We start from the raw sequence: 15,534 nt of genomic DNA, 5'->3' as shown, positions 1-15,534 counted from the left end.
TATTCCGTTAAAACTTCAGTTCTTGGGGCTGCTGAGCAGTATGAGGGTGTGCAGCGCCCGCATAGACTTTCAGCTTACGATACATGTCGCGACCCAGCGGGTTCTTAGGCAGCATGCCTTTGACCGCGGTCTCGATCACGCGCTCAGGAGCTTTGGCGATCAGCTTTTCAAAGTTGATCGACTTGATCCCGCCCGGGAAACCGGAGTGAGAGTAGTAGATCTTGTCGGTGGTCTTGGCACCGGTCACACGGATCTGCTCGGCATTGATCACGACGATGTAGTCGCCAGTGTCAACGTGCGGAGTGTATTCCGGCTTGTGCTTGCCACGCAGACGGCTCGCGATTTCAGTGGCCAGACGACCCAGGGTCTGACCAGCAGCGTCGACGACGAACCAGTCGCGCTTTACTGTTTCCGGTTTAGCGGTAAAAGTTTTCATTCTTTATAGCCTCAAAGGCCGCCCTGAAAAATAGACGGCGGAGCATACTCATTAGTACGGTCTTTGACAAGTCAAAGGCCGCCGGGCACGAACGCTATAGGGGGCTCGGGTCAGCGCGTTCGATCGCAGCGGTTTCTTTTGGCGCGGGGCATCACTCCAGCGACAAAGAGGAGCGGAATTATGCAGATTGCGAAAAAAATTTCAACCTGCTTTTATGGCTCTTTTAAACAGGAGAGCCAAATGGACTACCGCCAACTGGGCAGAACCGACCTCAATGTCAGCGCAATCTGCCTCGGCACCATGACTTGGGGCGAGCAGAACAGCCAGTCCGAGGCCTTCGCGCAGATCGAACGGGCCAAGGCCGCCGGCATCAATTTCATCGACACCGCCGAGATGTATCCGGTGCCGCCGAAGAAAGAAACCTATGCCAGCACCGAGACCATCATCGGCAACTGGTTCAAGCAGAGCGGCGACCGCGCTGACTGGATCCTCGCCAGCAAGATCGCCGGTCCCGGCAACGGCATTGATTACATTCGTGACGGCCAGCTGAAATTCAACCGCGATCACATCGTCGCGGCGCTGGATGCGAGCTTGAAACGCTTGCAGACCGATTACCTCGATCTGTATCAATTGCACTGGCCTGAGCGCAGCACCAACTTCTTCGGCAAGCTCGGTTACAACCACAGCGAGGAGCACTTCACCCCGCTGCTGGAAGTGCTCGAAGCGCTGGACGAGCAGGTCAAGGCCGGCAAGATCCGCCACGTCGGTCTGTCCAACGAAACGCCTTGGGGCACCATGAAGTTTCTTGCCGAGTCCGACACCCATGGTCTAACGCGCCCGGTGTCGATTCAGAACCCCTACAACCTGCTCAACCGCAGCTTCGAAGTGGGTCTGGCGGAAGTGGCGATTCGCGAGCAATGCGGCCTGCTGGCCTATTCGCCCATGGCCTTCGGGATGTTGTCTGGCAAATACGCCGACGGCGCCCGTCCTGCCAAGGGCCGTCTGAGCCTGTACAGCCGCTTCACGCGCTATTTCAATCCGCAATCGGAAGCGGCCTGCGCGCGCTACGTTGCGCTGGCTCGCGAGCACGGTCTTGATCCGGCTCAAATGGCCCTGGCGTTCGTGACCGGGCGCAGCTTCGTCACCAGCAACATCATCGGTGCAACGACGCTGGAGCAGCTGGAAAGCAACCTGGCGAGCGCGGAACTGGTGCTGTCGGATGAAGTGCTGGCGGGCATTGACGCGATTCACAAGGATCAACCGAATCCTGCGCCTTGATCGGTGATTGCGTGATCGCTGATTGACTGTGGAACCGCAGAGGGTCTTTACAGGGCCCCTCTGGGGTTCCGCAAAGGATTACAGAGACCGGGCGATGATCTCTTTCATGATTTCGTTGGTCCCGGCATAAATCCGCTGCACCCGCGCATCGGCCCACGCCCGGGCGATCGGGTACTCCCACATGAAGCCGTAGCCGCCATGCAGCTGCACGCATTCATCCAAAACCTTGCATTGCAGATCAGTTGACCAGTATTTCGCCATGGCCGCCGTTGGCACATCCAGCTTCCCTTCCAGATGCAACTCCAGGCACCGATCGATGAACGTACGACCAATCTGAACTTCGGTGGCGATTTCGGCCAGTTTGAAGCGGGTGTTCTGGAAATCGATGATCGCCTTGCCAAAGGCTTTGCGTTCACGCGTGTAATCGAGCGTCCACTGCAAGGCCGCTTCGGCGGAGGCAATGGCGCCGATGGCGACCGTCAGACGCTCCTGGGGCAGTTCCTGCATCAGATACGCAAAACCCATCCCGGCCTGGCCGAGCAGGTTCTCCTTGGGCACTCTCACGTCCTGGAAGAACAGTTCCGACGTGTCCTGCGCCTTCATGCCGACCTTCTCCAGTCGCTTGCCCTTCGCGAAGCCGGGCGTGCCCGCTTCCACAACGAACAGACTGGTGCCCTTCGCGCCTGCCTTGGGGTCGGTCTTCGCGACCACGATCACCAGATCGGCGAGAAAGCCATTGGTGATGAACGTCTTCGAACCATTGATGACGTACTCGTCGCCATCCAGCACCGCAGTGGTCTTGACCCCTTGCAGGTCGGAACCCGCACCAGGCTCGGTCATCGCGATGGCAGTGACCAGCTCCCCCGAAACCAGCTTGGGCAAATAGTTGAGCTTCAGCGCCTCGCTTCCGTAATGCAGGATGTACGGCGCGACGATGTCCGAATGCAGGGAGAAGCCGATGCCGGTCAGGCCGAGGCGGGAAATTTCTTCGATCACCACCGTGGTGTAGAGAAAATCCGCGCCCATGCCGCCGTACTCTTCCGGCAAATGCGAACACAACATGCCCTGCTCCCCGGCCCGGTTCCACAGCGTGCGGTCGATGTGGCCCTGCTTCTCCCACTGGGCATGAAAGGGCGCCGCGTGCTGTTCGAAGAACTTGCGCACGCTATTTCGGAAAAGCTCGTGCTCCGAGCTGAAGAGTGTTCTGGGAAGCATGGCTGCACCTGATGCGAAGAATTGTCGGACAAAACGTCAGCAGAGCGTAGGCGCAGCCGGTTGACGGCGACACTGGACACATCCGACAAAAAATAAGACGATCACGCCGTTGCTTGACCACTTTCCCATATAAGAACAAAAGACTATGTCTATCCAACCAAACGCGCCGTTGCGGCGTGTCAGCATTCTTGCGATCGATGGAATTTTTGCCTCCACGCTCATGCAAGCCAAAGACTTCTTTCACCTCGCCAGCCTGCGCTACGGCAAGCAGTTGGGACAGGGCTTCAAGCCGGCGTTTGAAACCCGACTGGTCAGCCCGGACGGCAAGGAAGTCCGCAGTTTCAGCGACGTCGTGATCCCTGTAGACGGCGTGCTTGAACACAGCGACATCATCATCCTTCCCGCCTTTGTCGAAGACTTCGACACCCTGCGCGAGCGCTATCCGCAAATCCTGCCGTGGCTGCGTGAGCAGCATGCGCGCGGCGCCGTGCTCTGCGGTGAAGCCAGCGGCGTATTCTGGCTGGGAGACGCTGGATTGCTCGACGGCAAGGAAGCGACCACCTACTGGCGGTTCTTCAACGAATTCGCCGAGCGCTTTCCGAACGTGCTGCTGAATCAGGAAAAGCACCTCACCGACGCCGATAACCTGTATTGCGCAGGCGGCACGATTTCAGCGTGTGATCTGTACATCTACCTGATCGAGCGCTTCTGCGGCGCCCATGTCGCGCAGACCGTCGCCCGCGACATTCTCTATGAAGTGCAGCGCAGCTACGCACCGGGACGGATTGGTTTTGGCGGGCAGAAGCTGCACCAGGACGTGATCATCCTGCAGATTCAGCACTGGCTTGAAGAGCACTTCGCCGACAAATTCCGTTTCGAGGATGTGGCCCGGGAGCACGGCATGAGCATCCGCAACTTCATGCGCCGCTTCCAGACGGCAACGGGCGACAAGCCACTGCATTATCTGCAACGGCTGCGGATCGAAACCGCAAAGGGCTTGCTGTCAGGCTCACGAAAGAGCATCAAGACCATCAGCTATGAAGTGGGCTACGACGACGCCAGCTTCTTCGCGCGCCTGTTCCGCCAACACACCGACCTGTCACCGAACCAATACCGGCAGCAGTTTCAGCAGGCGGCCTAGAGTCAGCTTCAAGCGGCAAGTCTCAAGCTGCAAGTGGCGAGATGACCTCTTGCAGCTTGTCGCTTGAAGCTTGCAGCTGCTCCCTAGGGCTTATGCGCCCGCGACAGGAACTCGTGGGACTGCATTTCCAGCAACCGGCTGAGCGTGCGCTGGAATTCGAAGTTCAGGCGGCCGCCGGTGTACAGGTCTTTCAATTCGACTTCCGCCGAGATGATCAACTTGACGTTGCGGTCGTAGAACTCGTCGACCATGTTGATGAACCGGCGCGCGATGTCGTCGGTGGTCACGCTCATCTGCTCGACGCCGCTGAGCAGCACCGCATGGAAGATCTTGCCGAGTTCGATGTAGTCGTTCTGGCTACGCGGCCCGTCGCACAGCTCACGGAAGTCGAACCACGCCACGTCGTCGCAGGTACGGATGGCCTTGATCTGCCGATTCTCGATGATCAGCACATCGTTCTCGATGGCCTTGGTGCATTCAGGAGTCAGCGCGCGGAAGCTTTTGCGCAGGCTCTCCTCCGCCGCTTCGTTCAGCGGGAAGTGGAACAGCTCGGCTTGCTCCAGATGGCGCAGTCGATAGTCGACGCCGCTGTCGACGTTGACGATTTCGGTGTTTTGCTTGATCAGCGCAATCGCCGGCAGGAAACGCGCACGCTGCAGACCGTCCTTGTACAGACCGTCGGGAACGATGTTCGACGTCGCGACCAGGGTCACACCGTTCTTAAACAGCTCTTCCATCAGCGTGCCGAGGATCATCGCGTCGGTAATGTCCGATACGAAGAATTCGTCGAAACAGATCACCCGCGCTTCTTCAGAGAATTGCTTGGCAATCAGGGTCAGCGGGTTCTTCTCGCCCTTGAGGTTTTTCATCTCCTCGTGCACACGCTTCATGAAGCGGTGGAAGTGCGTGCGCGTCTTGTCTTCAAACGGCAGCGCTTCGAAGAAGGTGTCGACCAGGTAGGTCTTGCCCCGGCCCACACCGCCCCAGAAATACAGCCCCTTCACAATCGGGGCCTCTTTCTTGCCGAACAGCTTGCCCAGCAATCCCGGCTTGCGGTCATGGGCGGCGACCAGATCGTCGTACAGACGCTGCAGATGGCGCACCGCATTCTCTTGCGCGGCGTCGTGGAAAAAGTCCGGACGCTTCAGGTCAGCTTGGTATCGTTCTAGAGGGGTCATAGTCGCTTGCAAGGGAGCAAAAACGGGCCGTCACTGTAGCGATGGCCCATTGGAATGGCAATTAATCCTGTTGTGGCGCGAGCGCCAGTTTCAGGCTCTCGATCGCGGCGTCGCGGGCGGCGGCATCGGCGAACGCCGGGCTGTCGGCGACACAGGCATCACTCAGCCACAGGGTAAAGGCATCGCCTTCGGGCCGAATGTCCAGCTCACCGCCCTGCTGCAGCTGTTTGGTCACGGCGCCGGCCGCCTTGCCGTCTGTGAAACTGCGCGACAGCAGCAGTTGCTCGCCGTCGGCCGCCAGCAGGCGGAAGCGGAAGCTGCCGTCGTCTTCGCGGAAACTGATGAAGCGAGGGCCTTTGCTGGCCTTCTTCTTGGTCGCCGTGACGGTTTGCGCAGCGGTACGGAATGAACGCAGGCCAACCGCTTCACGCAGCTCGCCCAGAAACGGCGTGGCCACACGACGGGCCTTCTCGGCGCCCGCTTGCAGAATGTCTTCCAGGTCGGTTGGCCGCTCGATCAGGCGATGGTAATTCTCCCGTGCCTCGCCCAGCTCCGCGTCCAGCAACTGGAACAGGCGTTGCTTGGCATCGCCCCAACCCAACCCCTGGAGCAGGTCGGCGCGGAACTCGTCGCCCTGTTCCTTGGTAGCAAATGCCTGGTACAGCGTGAACAAATGCGAAGTGTCCGGATCCTTGGCCTCGCCCGGCAGACGAGAGTCAGTGACAATGCGGGATATTGCTTCCTTCATGTCTTTGGCGCTGGTGAACAGCGGCACGGTGTTGTCGTAGCTCTTCGACATCTTGCGGCCGTCCAGGCCAGGGAGTGTCGCGACGCTTTCCTCGATCAGCGCTTCCGGCATCACGAAGAATTCTTTGCCGTTGCCGAACAGGTGATTGAAGCGCTGACCGATATCGCGCGCCATTTCGACGTGCTGGATCTGATCGCGACCGACAGGCACTTGATGGGCGTTGAACATGAGGATGTCGGCGGCCATCAACACCGGGTAGCTGAACAGGCCCATGGTGATGCCAGCGTCCGGGTCTTCACCGGCTTCGACGTTCTTGTCCACCGAGGCTTTGTAGGCGTGAGCGCGATTGAGCAGGCCCTTGCCGGCAACGCAGGTGAGCAGCCAGGTCAGCTCGGGAATTTCCGGAATGTCGGACTGGCGATAGAACGTGACGCGCTCGACGTCCAGCCCTGCCGCGAGCCAGGTCGCGGCGATTTCCAGACGCGAGCGCTGAATGCGCAGCGGGTCGTCGCATTTGATCAGCGCGTGGTAGTCGGCCAGAAAGTAGAACGAGTCGGCGTCGCTCTGGCGGCTGGCAACGATGGCCGGGCGGATGGCGCCGGCGTAGTTGCCCAAGTGCGGCGTGCCGGTGGTGGTGATACCGGTCAGGATACGAGTGGTCATGGCTAGTCGCTTATTTGGGTGCTGCGATCAATTCGAAAGGCGCGGCAGAATCAGATCCTTGAGATCGGTCAGCTTGCCGTGAAAAAAGTGCCCGCATTCTGCCACTTTCAGCAGCTCATGGGGGCGCTGAAGCGTGTCAGACCACGCGTACACGAGTTGTGGGTCAACGACTTCGTCGGTTTCCGGCTGAATCAGCGTCAGCGCGCCCTTCTGCGGCAACGCCTCTACGTTGGCAATCCGCATTACGGCGGGTGCGACCATGAACACATGCTTCAGGGTTTCGCCTTCAGCCTCAAGACGCCCGCCCAAGGTAGCCGCCACGAAACCGCCGAAGGAGAAGCCGAACAACGTCATGGGCAGATCGGGATGTTTATCCCGCAGCCACTTCGCGGCAGCCTGTGCATCGTCGACTTCGCCTTCGCCCATGTCCGAGCTGCCAGCGCTGGCGCCGACGCCGCGATAGTTGAAGCGCAGCGTAATCAGACCGGCATCACGCGCAGTGCGCTGCAGCGTCGAGATTACTTTATTGAGCATGGTGCCGCCCTGAACCGGGTTAGGATGGCATATCAGCGCGATGCCCTTGGGCTCGTCCAGATCGAGGTACAACGCTTCGAGTTGGCCCACCGGGCCGTCGATGAATACAGGGGTCTCACGCATGAGCAAGAATGAACTCCGTGACCTTCAATTGGGTCGACTCGTCTAGCTGATTGTCTGTGGCTGTCAGGCTGGCGACGCGTCGCCGCTATACAGCGCAGGTTCGAGCCGTTAACGTAAAGCAAAGCCGTTTATAGAGGAAGGACTCGTGGATTACTCGCTCTTAGTTTGGTTGCTGCCGACCATCGCCCTGGTGGTCGGTGTGATCATCGGTTTCTTCGTGGCGCGCGCGCTGCCCAATGCCGTGCCTAACGGGACTCAGCGCCAGCTGGATGACGTTCAGGAGCGTTTCGATACCTATCAGAACGAAGTGATCACTCACTTCAACAGCACGGCCAATCTGGTGCAGAAGCTGTCGCAAAGCTACCACGATGTTCAGGAGCATCTGGCCGAAGGCGCCAACCGCCTGGCCACCGACGACATCACCCGTCAACGCCTGCTGGCCGCGCTGCACCCGGAGGCGCTCCATCCGCACCGCGATCGCCTGACGCCGCCGCGCACGGCCGCTGAACCACCGAAGGACTACGCGCCCAAGTCGCCAGACTCCCCCGGCATGCTGGATGAGCATTACGGTTTGAAGAAGTAAGAACACACGTTTCGCAAAAAGCCCGCCCCTGGGGTGATCAGGGGCGGGCTTTTTTGTGGGCGGCGGATTGGCCCGATCAGCAATGGCAAGACAAACAAAAAACCCGCCATCACTGGCGGGTTTCTTGTTCGGCAAACGGCGCTTAGATCACGCCGCGGGTCCGCAGCAGGTCCAACACCTGTTTGACGCTTTCTTCGACGTTCAGCGACTGCGTGTCGATGACCAGGTCGGCGTCCAGCGGGACGTCATACGGGAAGGATTCACCCGGGATGTTGTCCTTGTCGGCAGCGTAGAGCCCTTGCGGATCACGCTCACGACAGGCCTGCGGCGACGCCTGAACGTACACGGTGATCAGTCGATCATCCCCGATCAGGGCCTTGGCATTCTGCCGACCGCCCGCGTCCGGCGCGACGAACGCTGCGAGGGTCAGCAGGCCCGCTTCGTTGAACTGACGCGCAACGTGGGCGGCACGACGCCAGTTCTCGGTGCGACCGGCGCGATCCTGCGGCAAGCCCTTGTTGAGGTCGTGACGCAGGTTCTGGCCATCGAGGACGAACACCGCACGGCCCATATCGAACAGCTTGCGCTCCACGGCATACGCCAGCGTGCTCTTGCCCGCACCCGACAGACCGCTGAACAGCACGGTCGCCGGCTTCTGGCCGAAGCGCTGAGCGCGCTCTTCTGCCGACACATGGGCCAGCGCGCCGTGATGACTCCCGCCACCCGCAACCACCGGTTTGGCGATGATCATGCCGGCCGCCACGGTGCCGTTGGTCAAACGGTCGATGACGATGAATGCGCCTGTCGTGCGGTTGCTGTCGTAACCGTCGAGGGCGATCGGCGCGTCCAATGCGATCTTCACGCGGCCGATTTCATTCAGCTGCAGCGAGCTGGCAGGGCCTTCTTCCAGCGTGTTCACGTCCACACGATGGGTGATGCTGGCAATTGAACCCGGCACGTAGGACGTGGCGCGTTTGATGTCGTATTTCTTGCCCGGCAGCATCGGCTCTTCGGCCATCCACACCAGCATGGCGTCGAAGGCGTCGGCCACTTGCGGGACGTTGTCGGCATGCACCAACAGGTCGCCACGGGAGATGTCGATCTCGTCTTCCATGGTCAGCGTCACGGCCTGCCCCGGCCCCGCGTGCTCCAGCTCGCCTTCGAAAGTGACGATGGATTTCACGCGGCTGCTCTTGCCGGACGGCAGCACAACGACTTCGTCGCCCTTGTGCACAATGCCGCTCGCCAGGGTGCCGGCGAAACCGCGGAAGTTCAGGTTCGGACGGTTGACGTACTGCACCGGGAAACGCAGGTCGGTGAAATTGCGGTCGTTGGCGATCTCGACGGTTTCGAGAATTTCCATCAGCGACTTGCCGGTGTACCACGGCGAACGCTCGCTCCGGTTGACCACGTTGTCGCCCTTGAGGGCTGACATCGGCACGAATTCCATCGTGGTCGGCTTCAGCGCAATGCGGTCGGCGAACGCCAGGTAATCGGCCTTGATCTGCTCGAAGATGTTCTCGTCGAAGCCGTTGAGGTCCATCTTGTTGATGGCGACCACGATGTGCTTGATGCCCAGCAACGAGGCGATGTAGCTGTGGCGTTTGGTCTGGGTCTGCACGCCGTAGCGGGCGTCGACCAGAATGATCGCCAGGTCACAGGTGGACGCACCGGTGGCCATGTTGCGGGTGTACTGCTCATGGCCGGGGGTGTCGGCGATGATGAATTTGCGCTTGGCGGTGGAGAAGTAACGGTAAGCGACATCGATGGTGATGCCCTGCTCCCGCTCGGCCTGCAGGCCGTCGACCAGCAGCGCCAGATCGACTTCGTCGCCGGTGGTGCCGGATTTTTTCGAATCGCGGGTGATGGCTTCCAGGTGATCTTCGTAGATCATCTTGGAATCGTGCAGCAGACGCCCGATCAACGTGCTCTTGCCGTCGTCGACGTTGCCACAGGTCAGGAAACGCAGCATTTCCTTGCGTTCGTGCTGGCCCAGATAGGCGAGGATGTCCTCGCTGATCAATTCAGATTGATGCGACATGTTCAGACACCCTAATTAGAAATAACCCTGACGTTTCTTTTCTTCCATGGAGCCTGCGCCATCGTGGTCGATGACCCGGCCCTGGCGCTCGGAAGTTCGCGTCAGGAGCATTTCCTGAATGATGTCGGTGAGGCTGGTGGCCTCGGACTCGACAGCGCCCGTCAACGGGTAGTCGCCCAGTGTGCGGAAGCGGACCTTCTTCTTGACGATGCGCTTCTTGTCCTCGTCGGACAGGTGATTACGCAGGCGGTCGTCATCGATCATGATCCAGGTGCCATTCATCTCGATGACTTCGCGCTCGGCGGCGAAATACAGCGGGACGATCGGGATACCTTCGAGGTAGATGTACTGCCAGATGTCCAGCTCGGTCCAGTTGGAGAGCGGGAACACGCGGATCGACTCGCCTTTGTTGACGTTGCCGTTGTACACGTTCCACAGCTCGGGACGCTGATTTTTCGGGTCCCAGCGGTGCTTGGTGTCACGGAAGGAATACACGCGCTCTTTGGCGCGGGATTTCTCTTCGTCACGACGGGCGCCGCCAAACGCGGCATCGAAACCGTGCTTGTCGAGGGCCTGCTTGAGGCCCTGGGTTTTCATGATATCGGTGTGCTTCGAGCTGCCGTGGGTCAGCGGGTTGATACCCTGCGCGACGCCGTCCGGGTTCACGTGCACGATCAGGTCCAGGCCCATTTCCTCGACCATCTTGTCGCGGAAGCGGTACATCTCCTGGAATTTCCAGCGGGTGTCGACGTGCATCACCGGGAACGGCAGCTTGCCCGGGAAGAAGGCCTTGCGGGCCAGATGCAGCATCACGGCAGAGTCTTTACCGACGGAGTACAGCATCACCGGGTTATCGAACTCGGCAGCGACCTCGCGGATGATGTGGATGCTTTCCGCCTCCAGCTGTTTCAGATGCGTCAGTTTGTCGACCATGGTTACTCACGGGATAACGTACGTGTATGGAGAGCCTGCGGGCTCTATCGAGCGAGGCACTTTATCATGGGGCCTGATTCTATTCAGCGGCGGGGATAGATCGAAACGATCTAACCATATACCTCATGCTTTGGACCCTCGGACGCTTTAAATCGGGTTCGGACAGTCGATGAACAGATGCTCCAGGGCAAAGCGCCGCGCCAGATAATCACCCAGGGCCTGCACACCATAACGCTCGGTGGCGTGATGGCCGGCGGCGATGAAACTGATGCCGTTCTCCCGGGCGCTGTGAAAGGTCTGCTCGGACGCTTCGCCGCTCAAATACAGGTCCACGCCGGCCAGCACGGCTTGATCGATGTAGCCCTGCCCGCCTCCGGTGCACCAGCCGACCCGGCGAATCATGCCGTCGCCTTCAATCAACAGCGGCTCGCGCCCCAGCGCGGTTTGGACGCGGTGGGCGAAATCCCGCGGCGTCATCGCTTCGCTGAGTGAGCCGACCAGCCCGACGATGCGCGGGTTGTCCGGGTCCAGCGGGCCTTCGACGGTGATCTCCAGTTGCTGGGCGAGTTGAACGTTATTGCCTACCTCAGCATGCAAATCGAGAGGCAGGTGATAGGACAGCAGGCTGATGTCGTGTTTGAGCAGCGTCTTCAGCCGACGCTGCTTCATGCCGGTGATGCAGGGGTTTTCGCCTTTCCAGAAATAGCCGTGATGCACCAGCACCAGATCGGCATTGGCCTCCACGGCTGCGTCGAGCAACGCCTGACTCGCGGTGACGCCGGAGACGATTCGGCTGACCTGCGGCCGGCCCTCGACCTGCAGGCCGTTGGGGCAATAATCCTGAATGCGTGCGCTACCGAGATAGCGGTCCGCTTCTTCCACCAGGGTGCTCAAGGCAACCGCCATAAAAGTCTCCTAAATATGCAGTCCAGACCGTGTCGGTCCTCGTATAATGCCGGCCATTATGGCGCAGCTAGGCGCTTCTACCTTCAGGACTCCGCTCAATGTTCAAAGCGCTGCGTTTTCTCGGCTGGCCCTTGCTCGCTGGTGTGCTTATCGCTTTATTGATTATCCAGCGCTATCCCCAATGGGTTGGGCTGCCAAGCCAGGACGTGAACCTGCAGCAAGCGCCACAACAGACCTTCGTGCAACAGGGTCCGGTCTCCTACGCGGACGCTGTCAGCAACGCCGCCCCGGCCGTGGCCAATCTGTACACGACCAAGATGGTCAATAACAACAACAAACCCAACCATCCGCTGTTCGACGACCCGCAGTTTCGTCGTTTCTTCGGCGACAACCTGCCTAAACAAAAGCGCATGCAGTCGAGCCTGGGTTCGGCGGTGATCATGAGCCCGGAAGGCTACCTGTTGACCAACAACCACGTGACCTCCGGCGCCGACCAGATTGTCGTAGCGCTTAAAGACGGCCGCGAGACGATAGCCAAAGTCGTCGGCAGCGACCCCGAGACCGACCTTGCGGTGCTGAAGATCGACCTCAAGAACCTGCCCTCCATTACCCTTGGCCGTTCCGACGCTATCCGCATCGGCGACGTTGCCTTGGCCATCGGTAACCCGTTCGGCGTTGGCCAGACCGTGACCATGGGCATCATCAGTGCCACCGGCCGCAACCAACTGGGCCTCAACACCTACGAAGACTTCATTCAGACCGACGCGGCGATCAACCCCGGTAACTCGGGCGGCGCGCTGGTGGACGCCAACGGCAACCTGACCGGGATCAACACGGCGATCTTCTCCAAATCCGGCGGCTCCCAAGGCATCGGTTTTGCGATTCCGACCAAGCTGGCCCTGGAGGTGATGAAGTCGATCATCGAACACGGCCAAGTGATTCGCGGCTGGCTGGGCATCGAGGTACAGCCGCTGACTCAGGAGTTGTCGGAATCGTTCGGGCTGAAGGATCGTCCGGGCATCGTGGTCGCCGGGATCTTCCGCGACGGCCCGGCGCAGAAGGCAGGCTTGCAATTGGGTGATGTGATCTTGAGCATCAACGGCGAGCCGGCGGGCGACGGCCGTCGCTCAATGAATCAGGTGGCCCGCACCAAACCGACTGACAAGATTGCCATTCAGGTCATGCGCAACGGCAAGGAATTGAAACTGACCGCCGAAGTGGGCGTGCGCCCACCGCAGACAACGGCGCCTGCGGCGGAGAATTGATCGGTTGCCGTTAGGCAACCGTCAACTCAGTTCGACAAGTCCCCCAACGCATCCACCAGCGCCTGATTCTGTTCAGGCGTGCCGATTGTGATGCGCAGGAATTGCGCGATGCGCGCCTGTTTGAAGTGGCGGACGATCACGCCCTGCTCCCGCACCTTCGCCGCCAGACCCGCAGCGTCATGCTGAGGGTGGCGGGCGAAGATGAAGTTCGCGGCCGAGGGCAGCACTTCGAATCCCTTGCCCTCCAACTGCTCGACAAGCGCTTCACGGCTGGCAATGACGCGCTGGCAGGTGTGCTCGAAATACTCGCGGTCATCGAATGCCGCTGCTGCGCCGACAATGGCCATGCGGTCCAGCGGATACGAGTTAAAGCTGTTCTTGACCCGCTCCAGCGCTTCAATCAGGTCCGGATGCCCCACCGCGAGGCCCACTCGCAACCCGGCGAGGGAGCGCGATTTGGACAGCGTTTGAGTGACCAGCAGGTTCGGATAGCGGTCCACCAGACTGATCGCGGTTTCGCCACCGAAGTCGATATACGCCTCGTCGACGATCACCACTGAATCCGGGCTGTTCTTGAGGATCTGCTCGACGGCATCAAGGGCCAGCAGACAGCCCGTGGGTGCATTCGGGTTCGGGAAAATGATGCCGCCATTGGGACGCGCGTAATCTTCGACGCGAATCTGAAACTGCTCGTCCAGCGGCACGGCTTCGTAGTCGACGCCATACAGGCCGCAGTACACCGGATAGAAGCTGTAACTGATGTCCGGGAACAACAGCGGTTTGTCCTGCCGGAAAAAGGCGTTATACGCGTGAGCCAGCACCTCGTCCGAGCCGTTGCCGAGAAACACGCGATTGGCGTCGACGCCGTAGTAACTCGCTACGGCTTGCTTCAGCACGTCACTGTTGGGATCGGGATACAGGCGCAGGTCGTCACTGACCGCAGCACGCATGGCGTCGATCGCTTTGGGCGACGGGCCATAGGGGTTTTCGTTGGTGTTGAGCTTCACCAGTTTGGTCAGCTTGGGCTGCTCGCCCGGCACATACGGCACCAGGTCGTTGACGAAGGGACTCCAGAATTTGCTCATGTTCAGTTGCCCTCTTGTTCGGTGTCGACGATGCGGTATTCGGCGCTGCGGGCGTGGGCAGTCAATGACTCGCCGCGTGCCAGTACCGAGGCCGTTTTGCCCAGTTCGGACGCACCCTGCTCCGAGCAGAAAATAATTGATGAGCGTTTCTGGAAATCGTACACGCCCAACGGCGACGAGAACCGTGCGGTGCCCGACGTAGGCAGCACGTGGTTGGGACCGGCGCAGTAGTCGCCCAGCGCTTCGGACGTGTGGCGGCCCATGAAGATCGCGCCGGCGTGGCGAATCTGCGGCAGCCAGGCCTCAGGATCAGCCACCGACAACTCCAGGTGCTCCGGCGCAATCCGGTTGGCGACTTCAATGGCCTGGGTCATGTCGGCTACCTTGATCAAGGCGCCGCGGCCATTGATCGAGGTCTGGATGATTTCCGCGCGCTCCATCGTCGGCATCAGTTTGGCGATGCTGGCGGCGACGCGATCAAGGAACTCGGCATCCGGACTGACCAGAATCGCCTGGGCGTCTTCATCGTGCTCGGCCTGGGAGAAAAGGTCCATGGCGATCCAGTCGGGGTCGGTCTGGCCGTCGCACACCACCAGAATCTCCGACGGGCCGGCGATCATGTCGATGCCCACCTGGCCGAAGACGTGGCGCTTGGCGGTGGCCACATAGATGTTGCCCGGCCCGACGACCTTGTCCACCTGCGGGACGCTTTCGGTGCCATACGCCAGCGCCGCAACCGCCTGGGCGCCGCCGATGGTAAACACGCGATCGACGCCAGCGATGCAAGCCGCCGCCAGTACCAGCTCGTTGAGCTCACCGCGCGGGGTCGGCACGACCATGACCACCTCGCTAACGCCGGCGACCTTGGCCGGAATGGCGTTCATCAACACCGAAGACGGGTAAGACGCTTTACCGCCCGGCACATACAGCCCGGCGCGATCCAGCGGGGTGACCTTCTGGCCCAGCACGGTGCCGTCGGCCTCGGTGTAGCTCCAGGAATCCTGCTTCTGCCGCTCGTGGTAACTGCGCACACGGTCAGCCGCTTTTTCGAGGGCCTGACGCTGGGCCGGCGTGATGCGGGTCAGTGCCAGCTCAAGACGCTCGCGCGGCAGAATCAGGTCGGCCATCGACGCAACGTCCAGGCCGTCGAAGCGACGGGTGTATTCCACCAGCGCCGCATCGCCGCGCTCGCGCACGTTCTTGATGATGTCGAGCACACGCTCATTGACCGAGTCGTCAGACACACTTTCCCAGCTCAGCAGATGATCCAGATGACGGGCGAAGTCCGGATCGGCAGCGTTGAGTCGGCGAATAGCGTTAGGAGTGGTCATAGCGTGGGCCTCAATGAATGGCGATTTCTCAGATGCCGCGTATAGGCAGATGCCTAAGCTAGCAAGCCATCCGC

General features: G+C 60.4%; 14 protein-coding genes. 4 read left to right on the top strand and 10 right to left on the bottom strand.

What is annotated here, in order from left to right; genetic code table 11:
• Positions 1-7 precede the first annotated feature (7 nt).
• Positions 8-436: a 50S ribosomal protein L13 gene (rplM, locus tag ACYASU_RS16365; protein ID WP_019693576.1), complete on the bottom strand. Its 429-nt coding sequence runs from the start codon at positions 434-436 to the stop codon at positions 8-10.
• Between the two features lie 240 nt (positions 437-676).
• On the opposite strand from rplM, the gene ACYASU_RS16360 reads away from it, so the two are divergent.
• Positions 677-1,714: an NADP(H)-dependent aldo-keto reductase gene (locus ACYASU_RS16360; protein WP_192171771.1), complete on the top strand. Its 1,038-nt coding sequence runs from the start codon at positions 677-679 to the stop codon at positions 1,712-1,714.
• Between the two features lie 78 nt (positions 1,715-1,792).
• Here the strand turns inward: ACYASU_RS16360 and ACYASU_RS16355 are convergent, their stop codons facing one another.
• Complete coding sequence (locus ACYASU_RS16355) at positions 1,793-2,929, bottom strand: acyl-CoA dehydrogenase family protein (RefSeq protein ID WP_282368981.1); 1,137 nt, start codon at positions 2,927-2,929, stop codon at positions 1,793-1,795.
• A gap of 220 nt (positions 2,930-3,149) precedes the next feature.
• Between ACYASU_RS16355 and ACYASU_RS16350 the strand changes: the two genes are divergently transcribed.
• On the top strand, positions 3,150-4,070 hold the full coding sequence (locus ACYASU_RS16350) for a GlxA family transcriptional regulator (RefSeq protein ID WP_172612965.1): 921 nt from the start codon (positions 3,150-3,152) through the stop codon (positions 4,068-4,070).
• Positions 4,071-4,153: 83 nt separating this feature from the next.
• Here the strand turns inward: ACYASU_RS16350 and zapE are convergent, their stop codons facing one another.
• The 3 genes from zapE to ACYASU_RS16335 form a co-directional block, all read right to left on the bottom strand.
• Positions 4,154-5,248, bottom strand: coding sequence for a cell division protein ZapE (gene zapE / locus ACYASU_RS16345; RefSeq protein ID WP_065992112.1), 1,095 nt, complete (start codon positions 5,246-5,248; stop codon positions 4,154-4,156).
• A 61-nt stretch (positions 5,249-5,309) separates the two neighbouring features.
• Entirely contained in the window at positions 5,310-6,659 is a 1,350-nt protein-coding gene (locus ACYASU_RS16340; protein ID WP_463583386.1) for a tryptophan--tRNA ligase, read from the bottom strand.
• A gap of 27 nt (positions 6,660-6,686) precedes the next feature.
• The gene (locus ACYASU_RS16335) at positions 6,687-7,316 is read right to left on the bottom strand and encodes an alpha/beta hydrolase (RefSeq protein WP_192171774.1); all 630 of its coding nucleotides are present in this window, start codon (positions 7,314-7,316) and stop codon (positions 6,687-6,689) included.
• 145 nt (positions 7,317-7,461) lie between these two features.
• Between ACYASU_RS16335 and ACYASU_RS16330 the strand changes: the two genes are divergently transcribed.
• Entirely contained in the window at positions 7,462-7,899 is a 438-nt protein-coding gene (locus tag ACYASU_RS16330; RefSeq protein WP_133772171.1) for a Z-ring associated ZapG family protein, read from the top strand.
• Between the two features lie 142 nt (positions 7,900-8,041).
• On the opposite strand, the gene cysN is transcribed toward ACYASU_RS16330, so the two are convergent.
• The 3 genes from cysN to ACYASU_RS16315 all read right to left on the bottom strand — a co-directional run bounded on the left by cysN (position 8,042) and on the right by ACYASU_RS16315 (position 11,779).
• A complete protein-coding gene (cysN, locus tag ACYASU_RS16325; protein WP_282368989.1) occupies positions 8,042-9,940 on the bottom strand; it encodes a sulfate adenylyltransferase subunit CysN in 1,899 nt (632 codons plus the stop codon).
• A gap of 15 nt (positions 9,941-9,955) precedes the next feature.
• Positions 9,956-10,873, bottom strand: a complete 918-nt coding sequence (gene cysD, locus ACYASU_RS16320) for a sulfate adenylyltransferase subunit CysD (protein WP_065992104.1) — start codon at positions 10,871-10,873, stop codon at positions 9,956-9,958.
• Between the two features lie 147 nt (positions 10,874-11,020).
• Entirely contained in the window at positions 11,021-11,779 is a 759-nt protein-coding gene (locus tag ACYASU_RS16315; protein WP_192171776.1) for a Nif3-like dinuclear metal center hexameric protein, read from the bottom strand.
• Between the two features lie 98 nt (positions 11,780-11,877).
• Between ACYASU_RS16315 and algW the strand changes: the two genes are divergently transcribed.
• A complete protein-coding gene (algW, locus tag ACYASU_RS16310) occupies positions 11,878-13,044 on the top strand; it encodes a Do family serine endopeptidase AlgW (RefSeq protein ID WP_192171777.1) in 1,167 nt (388 codons plus the stop codon).
• A 26-nt stretch (positions 13,045-13,070) separates the two neighbouring features.
• Here algW and hisC read toward each other — a convergent pair whose 3' ends face one another.
• Both hisC and hisD read right to left on the bottom strand, forming a co-directional pair.
• Positions 13,071-14,129: a histidinol-phosphate transaminase gene (hisC, locus tag ACYASU_RS16305; RefSeq protein WP_463583385.1), complete on the bottom strand. Its 1,059-nt coding sequence runs from the start codon at positions 14,127-14,129 to the stop codon at positions 13,071-13,073.
• A gap of 2 nt (positions 14,130-14,131) precedes the next feature.
• Positions 14,132-15,460, bottom strand: a complete 1,329-nt coding sequence (gene hisD, locus ACYASU_RS16300; protein ID WP_463583384.1) for a histidinol dehydrogenase — start codon at positions 15,458-15,460, stop codon at positions 14,132-14,134.
• Positions 15,461-15,534 lie beyond the last annotated feature (74 nt).

It is taken from the genome of Pseudomonas sp. HP_12, assembly GCF_055283955.1.
Note: the sequence above shows the minus strand (reverse complement) of the source record. Positions and strands in the feature narration are given on the sequence as shown.

Bases quoted from the DNA above. Each gene is read 5' to 3' on its own strand.
- rplM (WP_019693576.1), bottom strand. From the start codon at position 436: ATGAAAACTTTTACCGCTAAACCGGAAACAGTAAAGCGCGACTGGTTC.
- ACYASU_RS16360 (WP_192171771.1), top strand. From the start codon at position 677: ATGGACTACCGCCAACTGGGCAGAACCGACCTCAATGTCAGCGCAATC.
- ACYASU_RS16355 (WP_282368981.1), bottom strand. From the start codon at position 2,929: ATGCTTCCCAGAACACTCTTCAGCTCGGAGCACGAGCTTTTCCGAAAT.
- ACYASU_RS16350 (WP_172612965.1), top strand. From the start codon at position 3,150: ATGCAAGCCAAAGACTTCTTTCACCTCGCCAGCCTGCGCTACGGCAAG.
- zapE (WP_065992112.1), bottom strand. From the start codon at position 5,248: ATGACCCCTCTAGAACGATACCAAGCTGACCTGAAGCGTCCGGACTTT.
- ACYASU_RS16340 (WP_463583386.1), bottom strand. From the start codon at position 6,659: ATGACCACTCGTATCCTGACCGGTATCACCACCACCGGCACGCCGCAC.
- ACYASU_RS16335 (WP_192171774.1), bottom strand. From the start codon at position 7,316: ATGCGTGAGACCCCTGTATTCATCGACGGCCCGGTGGGCCAACTCGAA.
- cysN (WP_282368989.1), bottom strand. From the start codon at position 9,940: ATGTCGCATCAATCTGAATTGATCAGCGAGGACATCCTCGCCTATCTG.
- cysD (WP_065992104.1), bottom strand. From the start codon at position 10,873: ATGGTCGACAAACTGACGCATCTGAAACAGCTGGAGGCGGAAAGCATC.
- ACYASU_RS16315 (WP_192171776.1), bottom strand. From the start codon at position 11,779: ATGGCGGTTGCCTTGAGCACCCTGGTGGAAGAAGCGGACCGCTATCTC.
- algW (WP_192171777.1), top strand. From the start codon at position 11,878: ATGTTCAAAGCGCTGCGTTTTCTCGGCTGGCCCTTGCTCGCTGGTGTG.
- hisC (WP_463583385.1), bottom strand. From the start codon at position 14,129: ATGAGCAAATTCTGGAGTCCCTTCGTCAACGACCTGGTGCCGTATGTG.
- hisD (WP_463583384.1), bottom strand. From the start codon at position 15,460: ATGACCACTCCTAACGCTATTCGCCGACTCAACGCTGCCGATCCGGAC.